Origin of the sequence: Terrihabitans soli, assembly GCF_014191545.1 — a bacterium.
GTDB classification, from domain to species: Bacteria; Pseudomonadota; Alphaproteobacteria; order Rhizobiales; family Methylopilaceae; genus Flaviflagellibacter; species Flaviflagellibacter soli.
On the sequence record NZ_AP023361.1, the window covers coordinates 1,153,738 to 1,172,081 of the forward strand.

Consider the following 18,344-nt stretch of genomic DNA (forward strand, 5'->3'; position numbering starts at 1 on the left):
TGCCCGCCCGTGTTCTCGTATTTCAATCCTGCGCTCCGGTCCATCCGCGATGGATCGACCAATGCATGGAGACCGCCCGATCCTGGGCGGAAGGCAGAAAATATGACTATCGCGTGCTGGGCGATGAACTGTTCCGCGGCATTCCGGAAGTGGTCGCCCAAAAAGCTGCGAGCAAATTACCGCTGACGGATATCGGACGGCTGCTGTGGTCGCGCCGGTTCCTTGCCGAAGGTGAGCACGACTGCGTCATCTGGGTCGACGCGGATGTGCTTGTGTTCGATCCGGACAACTTCAAGATCGATGTGTCGCGGCCCGAATTGGTGTGCCGTGAAGTCAGCGTGCTTACGAAGGATGGAGGTATCGTCGTCGAACGGTCCTATAATCCCACCGTTCTGTCATTCCGCCGCGACAGCGCTCTCTTGCCCCGCTGGATCTCGGCGTGCGAGGGCGTCACCCAGCGTCTTCCGAAATTGCCGAACGAAGCGTTCGGCCGCCCGCTGCTTGAGGCTCTGGCCAAGACGCAGGAACTGAAGTGCATCGAGAGCGTCGCCCACAACACGCTCGATATTACATCCGACATCATCAAGGGTCAGCGGCAGAACATCCGGCGCCTGGTCCAGAAGGCCAAAGACCCGTTCGGGGCGGCCAATCTCAGCGGCCACTTTCCCCTAGAAGAGGACGTGTTCGATCAGGTCGTCGAGCGTCTCCTGGCTGATGGCGCACAGATCATGTCCGGCAAGCCGGCGCCCAAGTAGAGCGGCCCGTACAAGCGTCATTTTTCGCGTAGAAGCGGAGAAGATCTTTCCCTGCTCCGGGATGGTGTAGGCTACGCCCCGTATAGACCATTGATATTGCTTGCAATTTACTGTGACGCATAGTCCTGTCGAAGATGTGTTCGGACAGACGCACATTTTCAATAAAGCTTGGGATATAAGCAGTTTGGGCGGGGGGAAGGCCGGCTATTGCCCGGTCTTAGAGAGAAGACGAACGTGAAGCGTAATTCGTTGATTGCCGTGGCAGCCTTGGTGCTCGTCGCAGCCGGGGCATATGCCTTTATGTCCGGATCATCCGAGGGCGAAAATGGCTCCTCGGTCGTCGCCTCGGTAAAGACCGACGGTAGCGGGGCGGCACAAGCCGCAGCGCCTGCCGCGACCGAGGGCAAGAAGCGCCCGCCGCCGGTTGAGGTCGCCAAGGCCCGGACGTCCGAAGCCTCGATCCAGCTGGAATCCGTCGGCACACTCGCTTCAGATGAATCGGTCGCGATCGCTGCTGAAGTCGTCGGGCGCATCTCCTCGATCAATTTCAAGGAAGGCGAGCCGGTCAAAGCGGACTCCGTCCTTGTGACGCTCGACAATCTCCTGTCCAGCGCCGATCTCGCTTTCGCCGACGCCAATCTTAAACTCGCCGAGAGCAATTTCGAACGCGCGACGACGCTGTCGAAGACAGGTGCGGGTACGGCGCGTAATCGCGACGAGGCCCAGGCGGCTCTCGATACCGCGCGCGCCGCTTATGAACTCGCGCGCGTGCGCCGCGACAAAACGGAAATCCGCGCGCCGTTCGACGGCATTGTCGGTCTGCGGGCGATATCGGTCGGCGCTTACGCGCAGGTCGGCCAGACACTCGTCAATCTCGAGAAGATCGACACGCTGAAGCTCGATTTTCGTCTGCCGGAAATTAATCTGCGCGATGTGAAGGTCGGCCAGACGGTCGACATCGTGGTCGACGCCTATCCCGACCGCAAATTCCAAGGCGAAGTCTACGCCATCGATCCTTTGGTCGATGCCAATGGGCGCGCGCTGAAGATCCGTGCGCGGCTGGCAAATCCCAACGGAGAGCTTCGGCCGGGCCTCTTTGCCCGCGTCCGCCTGATCGGCGCCTCGCGCGGACAGGTCGTTATCATTCCGGAAGGCGCGATCGTGCCGCGCGGCACCGACACCGTCGTCTTCACCGTGACCGATGGCAAAGCCAAGGAATCGAAAGTCCGCCTCGGCCGCCGGGCCGATGGCGAGGTCGAGATCCTCGAAGGCCTTGCCGCCGATGCCACCGTCGTGACCGCCGGCCAGGCGCGGGTGAAAAACGGCCAGCCTGTCGAAATCGTCCAGCCGCAACAGCCGAGCTAAACGAAGATGCGCATTTCGGAGACCTGTATTAAACGGCCGGTCTTCGCGACCGTTCTCAGCCTCATTCTGGTGCTGGTCGGCATCGTCTCCTACGACCGTCTCTCGGTCCGCGAATATCCGAACATCGATGAGCCGGTTGTCTCGGTGCGCACCAATTATTCGGGCGCCTCTGCCGAAATCATCGAATCGCAGGTCACGCAGATTCTCGAAGGCTCGATCGCCGGCATTGCCGGCATCGACGTCATCGACAGTTCGAGCCGCACCGAAAGCTCGCGCATTACGGTGCGCTTTAATTTCGACGTCGATCCGGACGTTGCGGCGTCCGATGTGCGTGACCGCGTGTCTCGCGTCCGCGGCGATCTGCCGGACGAGATCGATGAGCCGGAAGTCTCCAAGGTCGAAGCCGACGCGCAGCCGGTTCTCTTCCTGTCCTTCACCAGCGAAAAAGCCAGCCCGCTCGACATCACCGACTATATCGACCGCTTCATCGTCGACCGCCTGAAGAATCTGACGGGCGTTGCCGAAGTGAACATTTATGGCGAGCGGCGCTACGCGATGCGCATCTGGGTCGATCGCTCGCGCCTTGCCGCCTACAACGTCACCGTTCAGGACGTTGAAAACGCGCTGCGGGCGCAGAATGTCGAAATTCCGTCCGGCCGCATTGAAAGCGTTGACCGCGAATTCAACGTCCTCTCGCGCACCGGCCTCAGAACGCCAGAGCAGTTCTCGAACATCGTCATCAAGAATGCCGACGGCTATCAGGTGAAGCTGCGCGATGTGGCGCGCATCGAGCTCGGCGCGCGCGATGAGCGCCGCACCAGCCGTTTTGACGGCCGCAACGCGATTTCGGTCGGCGTCGTTAAACAGGCGACGGCCAATCCGCTCGATGTGTCCAACGCCGTCCGCACTGTGTTGCCGGAGCTGCAGAAGAGCCTTCCCGAAGGCATGCGGGCCGAGCAGGGCTATAACAGCGCCGTCTTCGTCGAGCGCTCGATCTCCTCGGTGTTTCACACCATCGCTGAAGCGATCCTGCTCGTCGTTCTGGTGATCTTCTTCTTCCTGCGCAGCTTCCGCGCCTCGATCATCCCGATCGTCACCATTCCCGTCGCGCTGATCACGAGCTTTGCGATCATGTTCGCCATGGGCTTCACGATCAATACGCTGACGCTCTTGGCCATGGTGCTCGCCATCGGCCTTGTCGTCGACGACGCCATCGTCGTGCTCGAAAACATCTACCGGCATGTCGAAGACGGGATGAAACCGTTTCAGGCCGCCATCAAAGGCGCCAACGAGATCGGCTTTGCCGTCGTCGCCATGACGATCACTCTGGCCGCCGTCTACGCGCCGATCGCCTTCGCACAAGGCCGCACCGGCAAGCTCTTCCTCGAATTCGCACTGACGCTTGCCGGCGCGGTGATCGTGTCGGGTTTCGTCGCGCTAACGCTGACGCCGATGATGTGTTCGAAACTGCTCAAGACCCATGTGAAGCACGGCAAACTCTTCCTGGCGCTGGAAGCCTGGTTCGACTGGTTCATTGACGGCTACCGGCATCTGCTCGGCCGCGCGCTGAAGGCGAGGGGGCTTATCGTCGTCCTCGGCCTCGTCGTCGCCTGCATGAGCGTCTTCTTCTTCTCGCAGCTCTCGTCGGAGACAGCGCCTGTCGAAGATCGCGGCGTCGTGCGCGTGTTCGGCCGCGGGCCGGAGGGCGCGACCGTCACCTATACGCTGCGCTATGCGCTGCAGGCCGAGAAAGCGGTGCAGGGCACCAAGGACATGCGATCCTTCCTGATCAATTCCGGCGTCCCCGAATCGACGAACATGGCCGGCTTCGTGCTGCTCAACGATTGGGACGCGCGTTCCCGCAAGCAGCAGGAGATCACCAAGGAGCTTCAGACCAAGCTCGGCCGCATCGCCGGCGTGAACGCTTTTGCGTCCAACCCGCCATCGCTCGGCCAATCGGGCGGTTTCGGTTCGAAGCCCGTGAACTTCGTCATCCAAAGCTCTGCTGATTATACGGAATTGCGCACCATCGCCGACAACTTGGTCGATAAACTGCAAAGCAATCCGACGGTCGAAGATGTCGAAAGCGATCTCGTGCTCACCAAGCCCGAGCTGCAGGTTTCGCTCAATCGCGACAAGATCGCCGATATGGGGCTCGATGTTGCCGTCGCGGGCCGCACCCTCGAATCGCTTCTCGGCGGCCGCCAGGTCACGCGATTCGAACGCGAAGGCGAGCAGTACGACGTCGTCGTCCAGCTCGACGCCAAGGAACGGACATCGCCGGCAACGCTCGACACGATCTATCTGCGCGCGCCGAACGGCGAGATGGTGCAGCTCTCGAATGTCGTGCAGGTCAAAGAATCGATCGCGCCGCGCGAATTGAAACGTTTCAACCAGATGCGCGCCGCAACGATCACCGCAAACGTTGCGCCCGGTTACACGCTGGGCGATGCGCTGGCGGCCATCGAGCAGGTCGCGGCCGAAACGCTGCCCGCCGGAACGCAGACCGATTACGGCGGCCAGAGCCGCGAATTCCGCACCTCAAGCCAATCGATTGCACTCGTCTTCGTGCTCGCGATTCTGTTTATCTATCTTGTGCTTGCGGCGCAGTTTGAAAGTTTCATCGACCCGTTCATCATTTTGCTGACGGTGCCCTTGTCGATGACCGGCGCGCTCGCCGCGCTGTGGCTAACCGGCGGCACGCTCAACGTCTATTCGCAGATCGGCCTCGTCACACTTGTCGGCCTGATCACCAAGCACGGCATTCTGATCGTCGAATTCGCCAATCAGAAGCGCGAGGCGGGCGCCTCCGCCATGGAGGCGGCCATCGAATCGGCCGTTCTGCGGCTGCGCCCGATTCTCATGACAACAGGCGCCATGGTCTTCGGCGCCATGCCTTTGGCCTTTGCAGAGGGCGCCGGCGCCGAAAGCCGCCACCAGATCGGCTGGGTCATCGTCGGTGGGGTGAGTCTCGGGACGATTCTCACCCTTTTCGTTGTTCCCACAGTCTATTCCCTCGTGGCCGGCCGTCATAAAGCCGCCCACCGCGAGGGTGCCGCCCACACCCAGCCTGCCGAATAGCGGCCATATTTTTCCACAGCCCGCTTCTGTAGAGAGCGGGCGGCCGGCAGGGCAAAATCGCCTGATTCTTCAGGGGTTCTTAGGCTTTATAAACGGGTGGTATCCACGCCCGTGACATCGCTGCAACACCCTTTCCCAAATGAGGCATCGAGGTGGCGGAATTGGTTGCCCGACGCGAAGCGATGGTTGATGTTCTCACCACGACGAAGGGGTTCGCCCCGGGTCGTCTCGTCTAGTTCGCCTGAGGCTTGCTGGGTGGGATACGGGGGGAACGGTCGGGGTCCACTGAGACGGAGCCGATCTTCCCTGAGGGTCTCGAAAACTTTGGAGGACAAAATATGAAGACGGTGAAAAGCCTTCTTCTCGGTTCCGCGGCGGGTTTCGTCGCGCTCACCGGGGCACAGGCCGCCGACCTTCCGCTCGCCGAACCGGTCGAGTACGTGAAGGTCTGCTCGACTTACGGCGAGGGTTTCTTCTACATCCCGGGCACCGACACCTGCTTGCAGATCTCGGGTCGCGTCCGCGTTGAAGGTTACATCTCCTTCTACGACAGCGACACGGGTCTCGCTGGCTCTGCTGAAGAGAACGACTTCGAAACGCGCGCTCGTGGCGTGATCGGTCTCGACGCCCGTACCGAAACCGAATGGGGCACGCTCCGTTCGTACATCGAGTACGAAGCGAACAGCGACTCGGAAGAGTACAACTATGACGACGCCGGTTTCGAAGTCGAAAACGTCGCTTCGTTCATCCAGTTCGCCGGCATCACGGCTGGTAAGGCTCCGTCGTTCTACGACTACGCCGAAACCTCGACCTGGGCCGACTTCTGGTCGTCGGAAGACGTCTGGACCGTTGCCTACACCGCTTCGTTCGGTTCGGGCTTCTCGGCCACGATCGGCATCGAAGACAAGTACTATCGCGCCAATCCGTATGGTTACACGGTCGGCAGCGATAGCTTCGGCCTCGACCAGGTGTGGCCGAACGTGATCGCCGCTCTGCGCGTCGATCAGGCTTGGGGTTCTGCCCAGCTTTCGGCCGCCGTCCAGGATAACCAGGGCGATACCGAAGACTACACCACCTTCTATCCGGACGTTGAAGACGAACTCGGCTGGGGCGTTCAGCTCGGTGCCAAGTTCAACCTCCCGATCGCTGAAGAAGGTTCGTACTTCTTGATCCAGGGTGCTTACTCGGAAGGCGCGCTGTCCTACGCCGGTGGCGAAGAGGACTTCACGGACTTCTCGCCGGGCATCTCTGATCAGTCGTTCAACGCGGCTGGTGATCTCGAAAACAACACCCTGCTCTCGGTCGGTGCCAGCGTTGGCATCCAGGCTTCGGAAACCGTGGCTCTCGCCCTCACCGGCGCGTACTACGACTATGACTCCGCGGCTCCGGGCGATGCCGGTGACTTCGACGGCTTCCTCGTTGAAGGCAACGTGGTGTGGACCCCGGTCGATAACCTCGACCTCGGCCTCTACGCGATCTACGGCAGCTTCGAAGATGAAGCTGACACCGAGTTCGAAGACCTCCGCGTCATCACTCGCCTGCAGCGCGACTTCTAATCTGAGTTTGGTCTGAGCCCGGGCAACTGGGCTCAACCTCTCGGATGAGAGTTAACAGACCCCGGCGGGCAACCGCCGGGGTTTTGTTTTTAAAAGCAATCCATCAAAATGTTGCCCATGGCCGTTCTGGAAGCGCTGCGGGAGAGTGTCGACAAGGCGTCAGACTCAGCCTTCGGCGAAAACAAGCGTGCCGTACTGTTCGGTACGGTCGATAGCCAGGACGCCGCCGGCCAGATTGATCGTTTTGTCGCCCGTACGCTGGCGACACGCATCACCGAAGTCCTGTTCCTCAAAATGGCTTCCGCCTGTGCGGCGGGCCTGAAGCTCTCCGACGGGCGCAGCGTTTTTCTGAAGATCCATGCGGGCGAGCTTGATCTCGATCAGCTTCATGCCGTTCACGACGCGCAGGGTTTTCTGCGTGAAAGAGGCATCCCGGCCGCGCGTCTCGTCCTCCCCGCAACCGAGTTCGGCAACGGCAAGTTCGCAACGGTGCATGCTTTTCGATCCCGTGGAGACCGGGCGCGGGCCTATCATCGCGGCACGATCGAGGGCGCGGCCGCCATGCTCGCGCGAATCGTCGAGGGCGGACGGGCTTTTCCTCTGCGGTCTTCAATTCCGGATATGTTCGCGGCCGGAACAAGTCCTCTCAAGGCCCGCGCGCCGGGAATCGCCGAGCCGCCGCCATTGCCGCCGGCCGAACGCGCATCGGCCGTTCTGGAAAAAGTGAAGCTTCACGGGCAGGCGATCTCGGGAGACAGGGTAATCGCGCACGATGATTACGCGTCGCGCAATCTTCGCTTCTCGGATGGCGAGGTTTCCTCGGTCTTCGATTTCGAAGCATTGCGCGGTGGCGTGGAGCCGGTTCTTGTCGGGCGTGCTTCTATCCAGTTTATCAACGAGCCGAGTGGCGTGCGGGATCCGGCGGCAGCTGCGGTGAAGTTCGTGCGGGCCTATGAAAATAGCGCGCGCCGTATGTTCGAGGGAGAGGCTGCGGCCGCGCTGGATGCCGGCGTTGCGCTTTCGGTCGCGCAATTTTGCCGTTCGCTGGTGCGTTCGGATGGGGCACGCGACGAAGACGCGCCGAAAATATTTGCGAATTTCATGGAGCGGTTCCGCGCGACGCTCGGACGCGAATACCCCAAAAACCCCTTTATTTAAGGCTTATCCACGACCGCGGCGCAGATCCGCGTCGATCGTGCGCGGCGCCTGTCCGCCGTTCATGCGGGCACGGTAGACCTGCACATTCTCCATCACACGCTGCACGTAATTACGCGTTTCGGTGAACGGAATGCGCTCCACCCAATCGACCGGATCGATGTTCGGATTGCGCGGGTCGCCATAGCGCGCGACCCAGTCGCGGGCGCGGCCCGGGCCGGCATTGTAGGCGGCAAAGGTCAGGATGTAGGAGCCGTCATAGTTATCGACCAGCTCGCCGAGATGGGCGGCGCCGAGCGTCGCGTTGAAGGCCGGGTCCGTCGTCAGCTTGTTCTTGTCGAAAGGCACGCCGACTTTCGAGGCGGTGCGCTTGGCCGTTTCCGGCAGCATCTGCAACAGGCCGCGCGCACCGGCTTTCGAGACGGCGGCGGCGTGGAAGGCGCTTTCCTGACGCGCGATTGCATGGACGACGGCGGGCTCGACCGAAGAGCCCACGGGCTTGAATTTCGGCACGCCGTTCAGCGGCCAGGAGGCGGCCTCGAGCGGGAAGCCGTTCGAGACGCCGGCCTTGCCGACGATGAGAAGCGAGCGTGGATCGCCTTGTTTGTCGGTGAGTTCGGCAAGAAGGGCGAGGCTCTCGGCATCGCGCAGGCCTTCCGCCGTCTCGGCGATCAGCGGAATGACGCGGTCCTGCGCACCGGCTGCGTAGAGCAGACGGATGGCGCGCACGGCGGAATTGCGCTCAAACGCTTCTCGCGCCGCGGAGGAGGGCCGTAAGGGTTGGATCGGTTCGGCGCTTATGCCGAGCTTGGCGCGGGCCAGCTGGCCGTAATAGGTCGTGCCGTATTGGCCTGCCGCCTGGAAATAGCGCTGGGCCTCATTGCGGCTGCCGGCAGCTTCCTCGGTCCGGCCCATCCAGTAATTGCCGCGTGAGGCGGTGATCGGCGTTGCGCCGGCCTGCACCACGCGCATGAAATGCTGGCGTGCCGTCTGCGGATCGTTGAGGAAGCGCAGCGCAATCCAGCCGGCGTGGAATTCGGCATCGGCGACATCGACACGTTCCACATTGGCGTGGCCGGCGGCGATCCTGTAGGCGGTTTTCGCATCGCCGAGATCGAGAATGTCGCGCGCCAGCCAGCGGCGGCGCTCCCACCATTCCTTGGTATCGACAACAACATCCGGATCGCGGCTGACCGAAAGCATGACATTGGCCGCTTCCTTGTCCTTGTCCTGGGCAAGAAGGCGCTGGATCTTCGCGTATTGATAGCCCGGCTGATTGCGAGATTTCGCAGGCACCGCATCGAGCAGCGCGTCGGCGTTCTTCGCCTTGCCGATAACGGCAACGCGCGCTTTTGCGATGGGCGCATAGGCAGACCCTGCGCGCGCGGCGTTGCGCTGCGCGGCGGCAGTCTCGTTGTGATAGAAGAAGTGATCGGCGCGCGCCGCGTGATCGGTCTCGTTCAAAAGGGCGCCGAATTCGTCGAGCACCTTCTTTTCGGTGTCGGGCGACAGATCGTCCTGACGCCAGACCTCTTTGACGAGGGAAGCGGCGTCCTTCTTCGCGGAAATGCGCGCGAGCGCCAGTTTGCCGAGCGCGCTTTCGGGCTTCTCCGTACCGATGAAACCGCGGATCGTGCCGGCATCGAGATCTTCAAGATAGAGCGCTTCTTCGGCGCGCTTGCGGATCAGCTTGCGTGCCGGCCAATCGGGATTTTCGTTGAGGAAGCCCGCGATCATCGCAAAGCCGACCTGGCGCGAGGCGGCGCGGATCGTCAGCCAGTCGAACAGAGTGATGGCGGCGCGGTCTTTCAGCGTGTCGCGGATCGTCAAAGCCTCCGTCATCTGGCCCTTGTCGAAGCGGGCGATGGCTTCCTTGATCTTGGGCGCGTCGGCGCTGATCGAGGCGCTCGGCGCGCGCGGAGCTTCGAGAAGAGACGGCACGGCGGTCGGCGCAGGAGCCGGCGGCGCAAAAGCAGAGGGAAGCGGGCCCGGCAGGCTGGCCTCGACGGGCTTTTGAACGCCCAGAAGCTCGTTAATGCTGGAGGGCGCGGCCTGCGTCGTGAAAGCCGCATGGGCGGCGCCGGCCGGTGTCGTCGCCGGAGCGGGCATCGGCACAGGTGCAGGCCCCGGAACCGGGATGGGCGCGCGCCAGGGATTGGGCGCAGGCATGGGGACTTGCGCCGACGCCAGAGCGGTCGACAGCAACAAAACAGAAAGGCCGGCCAGTAACGGTCCGCGGGTCACGCACGATCTCCGAAAGTGCCCCAACTCTCACGCGCTACTCTTTACGAAATGCTAACCGCGCGGCCCGGGGACCGGGGCACGAAGCCGCTACCCGAAAATGGGGGCGAAAGCGTGACCCACGAAGTCGGGTGTTCCCGACTTCGCCCGCTCAAATCGGAACTCGGGAACACCCGAGTTCCGTACCACTTCCGAGGGGGCTTCCCCCTGAGCGGCACCGCCGCTAAAGCTTACCGCCCTCTGGGAATCGAAGGAAACGTCAAATGCCGCACAGCACCCCGTTCAAGGGATCGTTCACCGCCCTGGTGACGCCGTTCCGCGACGGAGCCGTGGACGAGAAAGCTTTCCGCGATCTCGTGTCTTGGCAGATTGATGAGGGAACTCATGGGCTTGTGCCTGTCGGCACGACCGGGGAAAGCCCGACTTTGAGCCATGACGAGCATCGGGCGGTCGTGAAGGCCTGTATCGACGAAGCCCGGGGCAGGGTGCCGGTCATCGCCGGGGCCGGCTCGAACAACACCGTCGAGGCGGTGGATTTGGCTAAATTTGCCGAAAAGGCGGGGGCGGATGCGCTCCTCGTCGTCACGCCCTATTACAACAAGCCGACTCAGGAAGGCCTCTTCCGCCACTTCAAGGCAGTGAACGATGCCGTCGGCATTCCGATCATCATCTACAACATCCCGCCGCGCAGCGTCGTCGACATGTCGGTCGAGACCATGGCCCGCCTGTTCGAGCTGAAGAACATCGCCGGCGTGAAGGATGCGACGGGCAATGTCGCACGCGTTTCGCAGCAGCGTCATGCCATGGGTCCGGACTTCAATCAGCTCTCGGGCGAGGACATGACGGCGCTCGCCTTCAACGCCGCCGGCGGCCATGGCTGCATTTCCGTCACCGCCAATATCGCGCCGCGCCTCTGCTCGGAGCTTCAGACCGCGACGCTGAAGGGCGATTACAAGAAGGCGAATGAAATCCAGGATCGTCTGATCCCGCTGCATCACGCCATCTTTGTCGAACCCGGCGTTGCCGGCGCCAAAGCCGGTCTCGCCGAACTCGGCCGCGTGAAGGACGAAGTGCGCCTGCCGCTCGTCACCGTCACCGATGGCTGCCGCGAACAAATCCGCAAGGCCATGCGCCATGCGGGTATACTCAACGGATGAGCGCCAAGAAGGCCGAGCCCAGCAAGAAGGTGGTCGCCGATCACCGGCAGGCCCGCTACCATTATGAGATTGGCGAGGTCTTCGAGGCGGGGATCCAGCTCACCGGCACCGAAGTGAAATCCTTGCGCGAAGGCAAAGCGCGCATCGCCGAAAGCCATGCGGGCGAGCATGCCGGCGAGCTTTATCTCTACAACGCGTACATACCGGAATATCTGCAGGCCAACCGCTTCAACCACGAAACGAAACGGCCGCGCAAACTCCTGCTGCACAAGCGCCAGATCGCCAAAATGGCAAATGCCGTGCAGCGCGAGGGCATGACGATCGTGCCGCTGAGGCTCTATTTCAACGAGCGCGGCATGGCCAAGCTGGAGCTCGCCATCGCCAAGGGCAAGAAGCTGCATGACAAGCGGGCGACGGAAAAGGCGCGCGACTGGAACCGCGAAAAAGCCCGCCTCATGAAAGAGCGCGGTTAGCCGAGATAGCTGCGCACGGCGCTGAACACCGCGCGGAACATCTCGTTCGTAAGACGCCCCGTATTCGTGTTGTAGCGCGAGCAGTGATAGCTGTCGAAGAGCCGGATTTTTCCCACCTGGTGTTCGGCGCCATGGCCGAATTTGGCGTCGGTTGCTTTGACGCCGAGCGTTTTCAGCGTGCTGTCATGGGCGATGCGGCCGAGCAGCACCATCGCTTTGACTTTCGGCAGCGTGTCGAACTCGTCGATCAGGAATTTGCGGCACGTATTGATCTCGGGGCCGGTCGGCTTGTTTTCTGGGGGCACGCAGCGCACCGCATTGACGATGCGCGCACGAACGAGCTGAAGCCCGTCATCGGGCCGCTCGTCATAGACGCCTTTGGCAAAGCCGAAATCGAGCAGCGTCGCGTAGAGAAGATCGCCCGCCCAGTCGCCGGTGAAGGGGCGGCCGGTGCGGTTGGCGCCCTGAAGGCCGGGCGCGAGGCCGATGATCAGAAGCTCGGCGTCTTCCGGGCCGAAACTCGGCACAGGCGCGTTGTGCCAGTCCGGCGCCTCTTTCCGCCATTTGGTGCGGAAGGAGACGAGCCGCGGGCAGAGCGGGCAGTCGTGTGAGGGCTGGAGCGGCAAGGGGGTTTAAGGCTCGACATCCTCGTCTTCGGGCGCGTTGCCGCGCACGAAACGGGGGAGGCGGTCCGGCCGGTCGGCACGGTCGTTCTGCGGGCGGCCGATCTTGGCCGAAAGCTCGTTGAGGTCGATGAACTCGTCCGCCTGGCGGCGCAGCTCGTCGGCCGCCATGGCCGGTTGGGTCTGGACTGAGGAGACGACCGAGACCCGGACGCCCTTCCGCTGCAGCGCCTCGACCAGGGCCCTGAAGTCCCCGTCGCCCGAAAAGAGGTAGATGTGATCGGCCCGGTCGGCCATGGCCAGGGCATCGATGGTCAATTCGACATCCATATTGCCTTTGAACTTCCGGCGGCCGGTGGCACCGTCGACATATTCTTTGGTGGGCTTGGTCACCACCGTATAGCCGTTGTAATCGAGCCAATCGACGAGGGGCCGGATCGAGGAATATTCCTGATCCTCGACCATCGCTGTGTAGTAATAGGCGCGGATCAGCTGCCCGTAGCTGCCAAACTCCTTTAAGAGTTTGCGGTAATCCACGTCAAAACCAACAGTTTTTGCTGTCGAGTAGAAGTTCGCCCCATCAATAAAAAGGGCGATTTTCGGCAGGTTCTGGCTCATTATCCGCTCGCAAAGGGCGGGCGGCCCAAAGACCCATCAGCGCAACCGGAAAAGAGTACGGATCGCCTGAAAAACCTTCGGGCAAAAACGGCGCCCGGCATTTCGAAATTGCATGCAGAATGAGGGGCCGGGACCGCTCAAGTCAAGGTTGGGAGCCTTGAACCTGGAGGCGAACCGGGTTATCTCCGGACCCAGCTCCCGCTTCCCGAATTCCGAGAAAGGCCGCCCATGGCCCGCGTTACCGTCGAAGATTGCATCGACAAGGTCGAAAACCGTTTCAAGCTGGTCCTTCTGGCCGGCCATCGTGCCCGCAACATCGCCGGCGGCCAGCCGCTTCTGGTCGATCGCGACAACGACAAGAACCCGGTCGTGGCCCTGCGCGAGATCGCCGATGAGGCCATCAAGGCCGAAGACCTCGAAGAAGACCTGATCCACTCCCTGCAGAAGCATGTCGAAGTGGACGAGCCGGAGCCCGAGGCGGTTCCGCTGCTCACCGCAGGCGGCGGCGAAGATTCGGATGTCGCCTTCGACCGCATGACCGAAGAAGACCTGCTGCGCGGCCTCGAAGGCCTCGCGCCGCCGGTCGATACGTCGAACGACGACGAGGGCGAGTAATCGCACCTGTTAAGTATCTGAGAATTGAGGAACGCCGCGCCCTTCGCGCGGCGTTTCCGCTCTTGCCCAACCGTGTTGCAAAACCTCATATACGGGCAGGAGATGCGCCGGGTGCATAGACCGGCGCGACAGCTATGATCCGCCAGTACGAACTCGTCGACCGAGTCCGGAAATACAATCCGCATACGGACGAGGCGCTGCTCAACCGCGCCTATGTCTATGCGATGAAAGCCCATGGCGGTCAGACACGCGCCTCGGGCGACCCATACTTTTCCCATCCGCTTGAGGTCGCCGGCATCCTGACCGAGTTTAGGCTCGACGATGCCTCCATCGTCGCTGCGCTCCTCCACGACACGATTGAGGACACCGGCACGACCCGCTCGGAGGTCGACAAGCTGTTCGGCGAGCCGATCGGCAAACTGGTCGATGGCCTCACTAAGCTGAAAAAGCTCGATCTTGTGTCGAAGCAGGCCGCCCAGGCCGAGAATCTCAGAAAGCTTCTGCTGGCCATTTCCGAGGATGTCCGCGTCCTCATGGTCAAGCTCGCGGACCGCCTCCACAATATGCGCACGCTGCATTACGTGCCGGCGGAAAAGCGCGCCCGCATCGCCGAGGAAACGCTCGATATCTATGCGCCGCTCGCCGGCCGCATGGGCATGCAGGAAATGCGCGAGGAGCTGGAAGATCTGGCTTTCCGCGCGCTCTTCCCCGATGCGCACAAGACGATCACCGATCGTCTGAAGCACCTGAAGGAACGTTCGAGCGATCTCATCGACAAGATCGAGAAGGACCTCGCCAAGAAGCTGTTCGAGAACGGCATCCAGGCCGATATCGGCGGGCGCGAGAAGCGGCCTTATTCCATCTGGTCGAAGATGGAGCGCAAATCCGTCGCCTTCGAACAGCTCTCGGACATCTTCGCCTTCCGCGTCATCGTGGGTTCCGTCGAGGAATGCTATCGCGCGCTCGGCATCGTCCATACGCAATGGCCGATGGTGCCGGGCCGCTTCAAGGATTACATCTCGACGCCCAAGCAGAACGATTACCGCTCGCTGCACACGACGGTGATCGGTCCCGGTCATCAGCGCGCCGAATTGCAGATACGCACCGAAGACATGGACGATGTCGCCGAATACGGCATCGCGGCGCATCCACTTTACAAGGACGGTGCGAGCGATGACGAGCGCGAGGCGCTGGCGAAAGACAGCCGCGCCTATGAATGGCTGCGCCGCACGATCGAAATCGTCTCCGAAGGCGACAGCCCGGAAGAATTCCTCGAGCACACAAAGCTCGAACTCTTCCACGACCAGGTCTTCTGCTTCACGCCGAAGGGCCGGCTCATCGCCATGCCGCGCGGCGCCAATGCCATCGATTTCGCCTATGAGATCCACACCAGCGTCGGCAATTCCTGCGTCGGCTGTAAGGTCAACGGCTCGCTGATGCCGCTCGTGACGGAACTCAAGAATGGCGATGAGGTCGAGATCATCCGCGCCGAAGGGCAGACGCAGCCGCCCGCCGCCTGGGAAAGCCTTGTGCGCACCGGCAAAGCGCGCGCCGCCATCCGCCGTGCGACGCGCGCCGCCGTCAAAGCGCAATATGCAGGCCTCGGCCGCCAGATCGTCGAGCGCGGCTTCGAGCGCGCGCACAAGGAATATTCGGACGAGAAGCTGAAAGCCGTGCTGCCGCGCCTTGCGCGCCACAGCATCGACGAGGTGATGAGCGAAGTCGGCCGCGGCGAAATGCTGGCCAACGATGTCGTGCGCGCCGTCTATCCCGAAGTGAAGGCCGACCGTCCGGTGTCGCGCCGCACCAAAAAACTTCCCGGCTCGCAGGGGCTGAAGATCGGCTCGACCATCCGCCAGATCGGCGCCGGCGCCATCAATTCGGCGAACGGTTCGGCCATTCCGATTGTCGGTCTCAGATCCGATCTCGCGGTGCGTTTTGCGCCGAACGGCGGCGCGGTGCCGGGCGACCGCATTGTCGGCATTCTTGTGCCGGGCGAGGGCGTCACGATCTATCCCATTCAGTCGCCGGAACTTGCGAGATTCGAGGACCAGCCGGAACGCTGGCTCGATGTGCGCTGGGATATGGAAGCGGCCGAAGTCCTACGCTTTCCGGCGCGGCTCAAGCTGACTTGCGTCAACGAGCCGGGCTCGCTCGCGCAGATCACCGGCATCATCGCCGAGCATGACGGCAATATCGACGATATCGGCATGGTCGCGCGCTCGTCCGATTTCCACGAGATCACGCTCGAACTCGGCGTGCACGATCTCAAACATCTCAACGAGATCATGCGCGATCTCAAACGCTCGAATGTCGTGTCGAGCGCCGAGCGGGTGAACGGGTGATTGGATGACGCAAGAGGAAGTGCTCGAACAATTCCGCGCGGCCGGTGCGCTGCTCGAAGGCCATTTCGTTCTGTCCTCCGGTCTGCACAGCCCGGTCTTCCTGCAGAAGATGTTCATCTTCCAGGATCCGGCGCGCACGGAAGTTCTGTGCAAGGCGCTCGCTCAGAAAATCGAAGCGGCGTTCGGCAAGATCGACATCGTTGTCTCGCCGGCCGTCGGCGGCATCGTGCCGGGTTATGAGACGGCGCGGCATCTGAAGGCCAAGGCCATTTTCGTCGAGCGCGAAGACGGCGTCTTCCGTCTCCGCCGCGGGTTCGAGATTCCGGCCGGCGCCAAGGTGGTCATGGTCGAGGACATTGTGACGACCGGCCTGTCGTCGCGCGAATGCCTCGCCGCCATCGGCGAACATCCCGGCAAGGTTCTGGGTGCCGCCTGTCTGATCGACCGGTCGGGCGGCAAGGCCGATCTCGGCGTGAAGATGGTGGCGCTGGCGACCCTCGACATTCCGGCCTATCCGGCCGATGCCCTGCCGCCGGAGCTGTCCGCCATTCCGGCGTCCAAGCCCGGCTCGCGCGGGCTGAAAGCCTAAGGATTTCAATGCCGAGCCTCGGCCCGGTTAGGCATGATCGCGCCTTGGCAAAGCCTGCCTTGAGTTTGCCGCTGCCCGGGAGCATATGCCCGCCATGAGTTTCGGACGCCGCACCCAAAAACCGCTTCTAGACCGCCTCCGGGACATGGTCTGGCCGCGCATGGGCTGGGGCCGGGCGCTGCGCTATCGCGGCCGCCAGCTGATGCGGATTTCGGGCTCGCCCCACGCCATCGCGGCGGGGGCGGCGGCCGGCATTTTTGCCGCTTTCAGCCCGCTGTTCGGCTTCCACTACATCATCGCCGCAACGCTGGCTTTTATCCTCGGTGGCAGCATTCTCGCCTCCGCCGCGGTGACGACGCTCGCAAACCCGCTGACCATGCCGATGTTCTGGGCGGCATCTTACGAAGTCGGCACGCTCTTTCTGCCCGGCAGCCCGCATTTCTCGGCAACGGCTCTCATCGAGCAGCATTCCTGGTCGGCTCTTGAGCCCTTCATCGCGCCGTTGATGCTGGGCAGCGTCGTTCTCGGCGGCGGATTGGCGCTCGCGGTCTATTTTCCGGTGCGGCGGCTGATTGCGATGCGGCATCAGCGAAAGCAGGCACGCACATGACGATCCGTCTCGGCATCAATGTCGATCACGTCGCCACCGTCCGCAATGCGCGAGGTGGGGCGCATCCCGATCCTGTGCGCGCGGCGAAAGCGGCGCTCGCCGCGGGTGCGGACTCGATCACCGCGCATCTGCGCGAAGACCGCCGTCATATCCGCGATGCCGATATCGAGGCGCTGCGCCTTCTTCCCGCGCCGCTGAATTTCGAAATGGCGGCGACGCCGGAAATGGTCGCCATCGCATCGCGCCTGAAACCGCATGCCTGCTGCCTTGTGCCGGAGCGCAGAGCCGAACGCACGACGGAAGGCGGGCTCGATCTCATCGGCCAGAAAGAGGCGCTGGCGCCCGCCATCGCAACGCTGAAAGCCGCCGGCATCCGCGTTTCGCTGTTCATCGAGCCGACCGCCGCGGTGATCGCCGCCGCCGCCGAACTCGGCGCACCTGTTATTGAACTGCACACCGGCACCTGGTGCCATGCTCTCGCAGATCAGGACGCCGCAAAATCCGCCGCCGAATTCGAGCGGATCAAAGCGGCGGCGAGCCAAGGCGCATCGCTTGGCCTCGAAATCCATGCCGGCCACGGCCTCGATTATGCGAGCGCCGAACAGATTTCGGCGCTGCCTGAGATCGCCGAACTCAATATCGGCCATTTCCTGATCGGCGAGGCGGTGTTCGTCGGTCTCGGCAACACCATCGCCCGCATGCGTCAGGCGATGGAGCGCGGCCGTGGCATGCGGGGAGCTGCCGCATGATTTTAGGCATCGGCTCCGACCTCATCGATATCCGCCGCATCGAGAAGACCATCGAGCGCTTCGGCGACCGCTTCATCCAGCGCGTGTTCACGCCGCTCGAACAGAAAAAGGCCGACAGCCGCGCCGAGCGCATTGCAACCTATGCAAAGCGCTTTGCCGCCAAGGAGGCATGCTCGAAGGCGCTCGGCACCGGGTTCCGCAACGGCACGTTCTGGCGCGATATGGGGGTCGTCAATCTGCCCTCGGGCCGTCCGACGCTTGAGCTGACCGGCGGCGCCAAAACCCATCTCGATAAACTCGTTCCCGCCGGCCACATGGCGCGGATCGATGTGACGATTACAGATGAATATCCAATGGCTCAGGCGCTGGTCGTCATCACGGCGGTGCCCAAAGCTTGATCTTTAGGCCCGGT

Annotated in this window: 16 protein-coding genes; 13 read left to right on the forward strand and 3 right to left on the reverse strand. The window is 62.5% G+C overall.

From position 1 onward, the window contains the following. Nucleotides 1-65: 65 nt before the first annotated feature. From IZ6_RS06025 to IZ6_RS06045, 5 genes are all read left to right on the forward strand, one after another. Nucleotides 66-755 carry a hypothetical protein gene (locus IZ6_RS06025; RefSeq protein ID WP_222877094.1) on the forward strand — a complete coding sequence of 230 codons (690 nt, stop codon included), beginning with the start codon at nt 66-68 and terminating at the stop codon, nt 753-755. A 300-nt stretch (nt 756-1,055) separates the two neighbouring features. Next, nucleotides 1,056-2,120, forward strand: coding sequence for an efflux RND transporter periplasmic adaptor subunit (locus tag IZ6_RS06030; protein ID WP_225874018.1), 1,065 nt, complete (start codon nt 1,056-1,058; stop codon nt 2,118-2,120). 6 nt (nt 2,121-2,126) lie between these two features. Beyond that, on the forward strand, nt 2,127-5,201 hold the full coding sequence (locus IZ6_RS06035; protein WP_222877096.1) for an efflux RND transporter permease subunit: 3,075 nt from the start codon (nt 2,127-2,129) through the stop codon (nt 5,199-5,201). Nucleotides 5,202-5,539: 338 nt separating this feature from the next. Continuing rightward, nucleotides 5,540-6,757 (forward strand): porin, encoded by a 1,218-nt coding sequence (locus IZ6_RS06040; protein WP_222877097.1) that lies wholly within the window; start codon nt 5,540-5,542, stop codon nt 6,755-6,757. Between the two features lie 117 nt (nt 6,758-6,874). Next, nucleotides 6,875-7,915: a phosphotransferase gene (locus IZ6_RS06045; protein ID WP_222877098.1), complete on the forward strand. Its 1,041-nt coding sequence runs from the start codon at nt 6,875-6,877 to the stop codon at nt 7,913-7,915. 3 nt (nt 7,916-7,918) lie between these two features. Here the strand turns inward: IZ6_RS06045 and IZ6_RS06050 are convergent, their stop codons facing one another. After that, nucleotides 7,919-10,081, reverse strand: coding sequence for a lytic transglycosylase domain-containing protein (locus tag IZ6_RS06050; RefSeq protein ID WP_222877099.1), 2,163 nt, complete (start codon nt 10,079-10,081; stop codon nt 7,919-7,921). A 335-nt stretch (nt 10,082-10,416) separates the two neighbouring features. Here IZ6_RS06050 and dapA point away from each other — a divergent pair, with 335 nt between their 5' ends. Together dapA and smpB are read left to right on the forward strand one after the other, a co-directional pair. Beyond that, entirely contained in the window at nt 10,417-11,310 is an 894-nt protein-coding gene (gene dapA, locus IZ6_RS06055) for a 4-hydroxy-tetrahydrodipicolinate synthase (protein ID WP_222877100.1), read from the forward strand. Next, on the forward strand, nt 11,307-11,783 hold the full coding sequence (gene smpB, locus IZ6_RS06060; protein ID WP_222877101.1) for an SsrA-binding protein SmpB: 477 nt from the start codon (nt 11,307-11,309) through the stop codon (nt 11,781-11,783). The genes dapA and smpB overlap by 4 nt, the downstream gene beginning before the upstream one ends. Here the strand turns inward: smpB and IZ6_RS06065 are convergent. Both IZ6_RS06065 and IZ6_RS06070 read right to left on the reverse strand, forming a co-directional pair. Continuing rightward, entirely contained in the window at nt 11,780-12,409 is a 630-nt protein-coding gene (locus IZ6_RS06065) for a uracil-DNA glycosylase (RefSeq protein ID WP_222877102.1), read from the reverse strand. The two genes, smpB and IZ6_RS06065, sit on opposite strands and share 4 nt — an antisense overlap. A 6-nt stretch (nt 12,410-12,415) precedes the next feature. Further along, on the reverse strand, nt 12,416-13,024 hold the full coding sequence (locus IZ6_RS06070; protein ID WP_222877103.1) for a LabA-like NYN domain-containing protein: 609 nt from the start codon (nt 13,022-13,024) through the stop codon (nt 12,416-12,418). Between the two features lie 228 nt (nt 13,025-13,252). Between IZ6_RS06070 and rpoZ the strand changes: the two genes are divergently transcribed. The 6 genes from rpoZ (at nt 13,253) to acpS (ending at nt 18,330) form a co-directional block, all read left to right on the forward strand. After that, entirely contained in the window at nt 13,253-13,639 is a 387-nt protein-coding gene (rpoZ, locus tag IZ6_RS06075) for a DNA-directed RNA polymerase subunit omega (protein ID WP_222877104.1), read from the forward strand. 134 nt (nt 13,640-13,773) lie between these two features. Beyond that, a complete protein-coding gene (locus tag IZ6_RS06080; protein WP_222877105.1) occupies nt 13,774-15,984 on the forward strand; it encodes a RelA/SpoT family protein in 2,211 nt (736 codons plus the stop codon). Between the two features lie 4 nt (nt 15,985-15,988). Next, the gene (gene pyrE / locus IZ6_RS06085) at nt 15,989-16,573 is read left to right on the forward strand and encodes an orotate phosphoribosyltransferase (RefSeq protein WP_222877106.1); all 585 of its coding nucleotides are present in this window, start codon (nt 15,989-15,991) and stop codon (nt 16,571-16,573) included. A gap of 94 nt (nt 16,574-16,667) precedes the next feature. Further along, nucleotides 16,668-17,183: a DUF2062 domain-containing protein gene (locus IZ6_RS06090; protein ID WP_222877107.1), complete on the forward strand. Its 516-nt coding sequence runs from the start codon at nt 16,668-16,670 to the stop codon at nt 17,181-17,183. After that, nucleotides 17,180-17,932, forward strand: a complete 753-nt coding sequence (locus tag IZ6_RS06095; RefSeq protein WP_222877108.1) for a pyridoxine 5'-phosphate synthase — start codon at nt 17,180-17,182, stop codon at nt 17,930-17,932. The genes IZ6_RS06090 and IZ6_RS06095 overlap by 4 nt, the downstream gene beginning before the upstream one ends. After that, a complete protein-coding gene (gene acpS / locus IZ6_RS06100) occupies nt 17,929-18,330 on the forward strand; it encodes a holo-ACP synthase (RefSeq protein WP_222877109.1) in 402 nt (133 codons plus the stop codon). Before IZ6_RS06095 ends, acpS begins: the two co-directional genes overlap by 4 nt. Nucleotides 18,331-18,344: the final 14 nt, after the last annotated feature.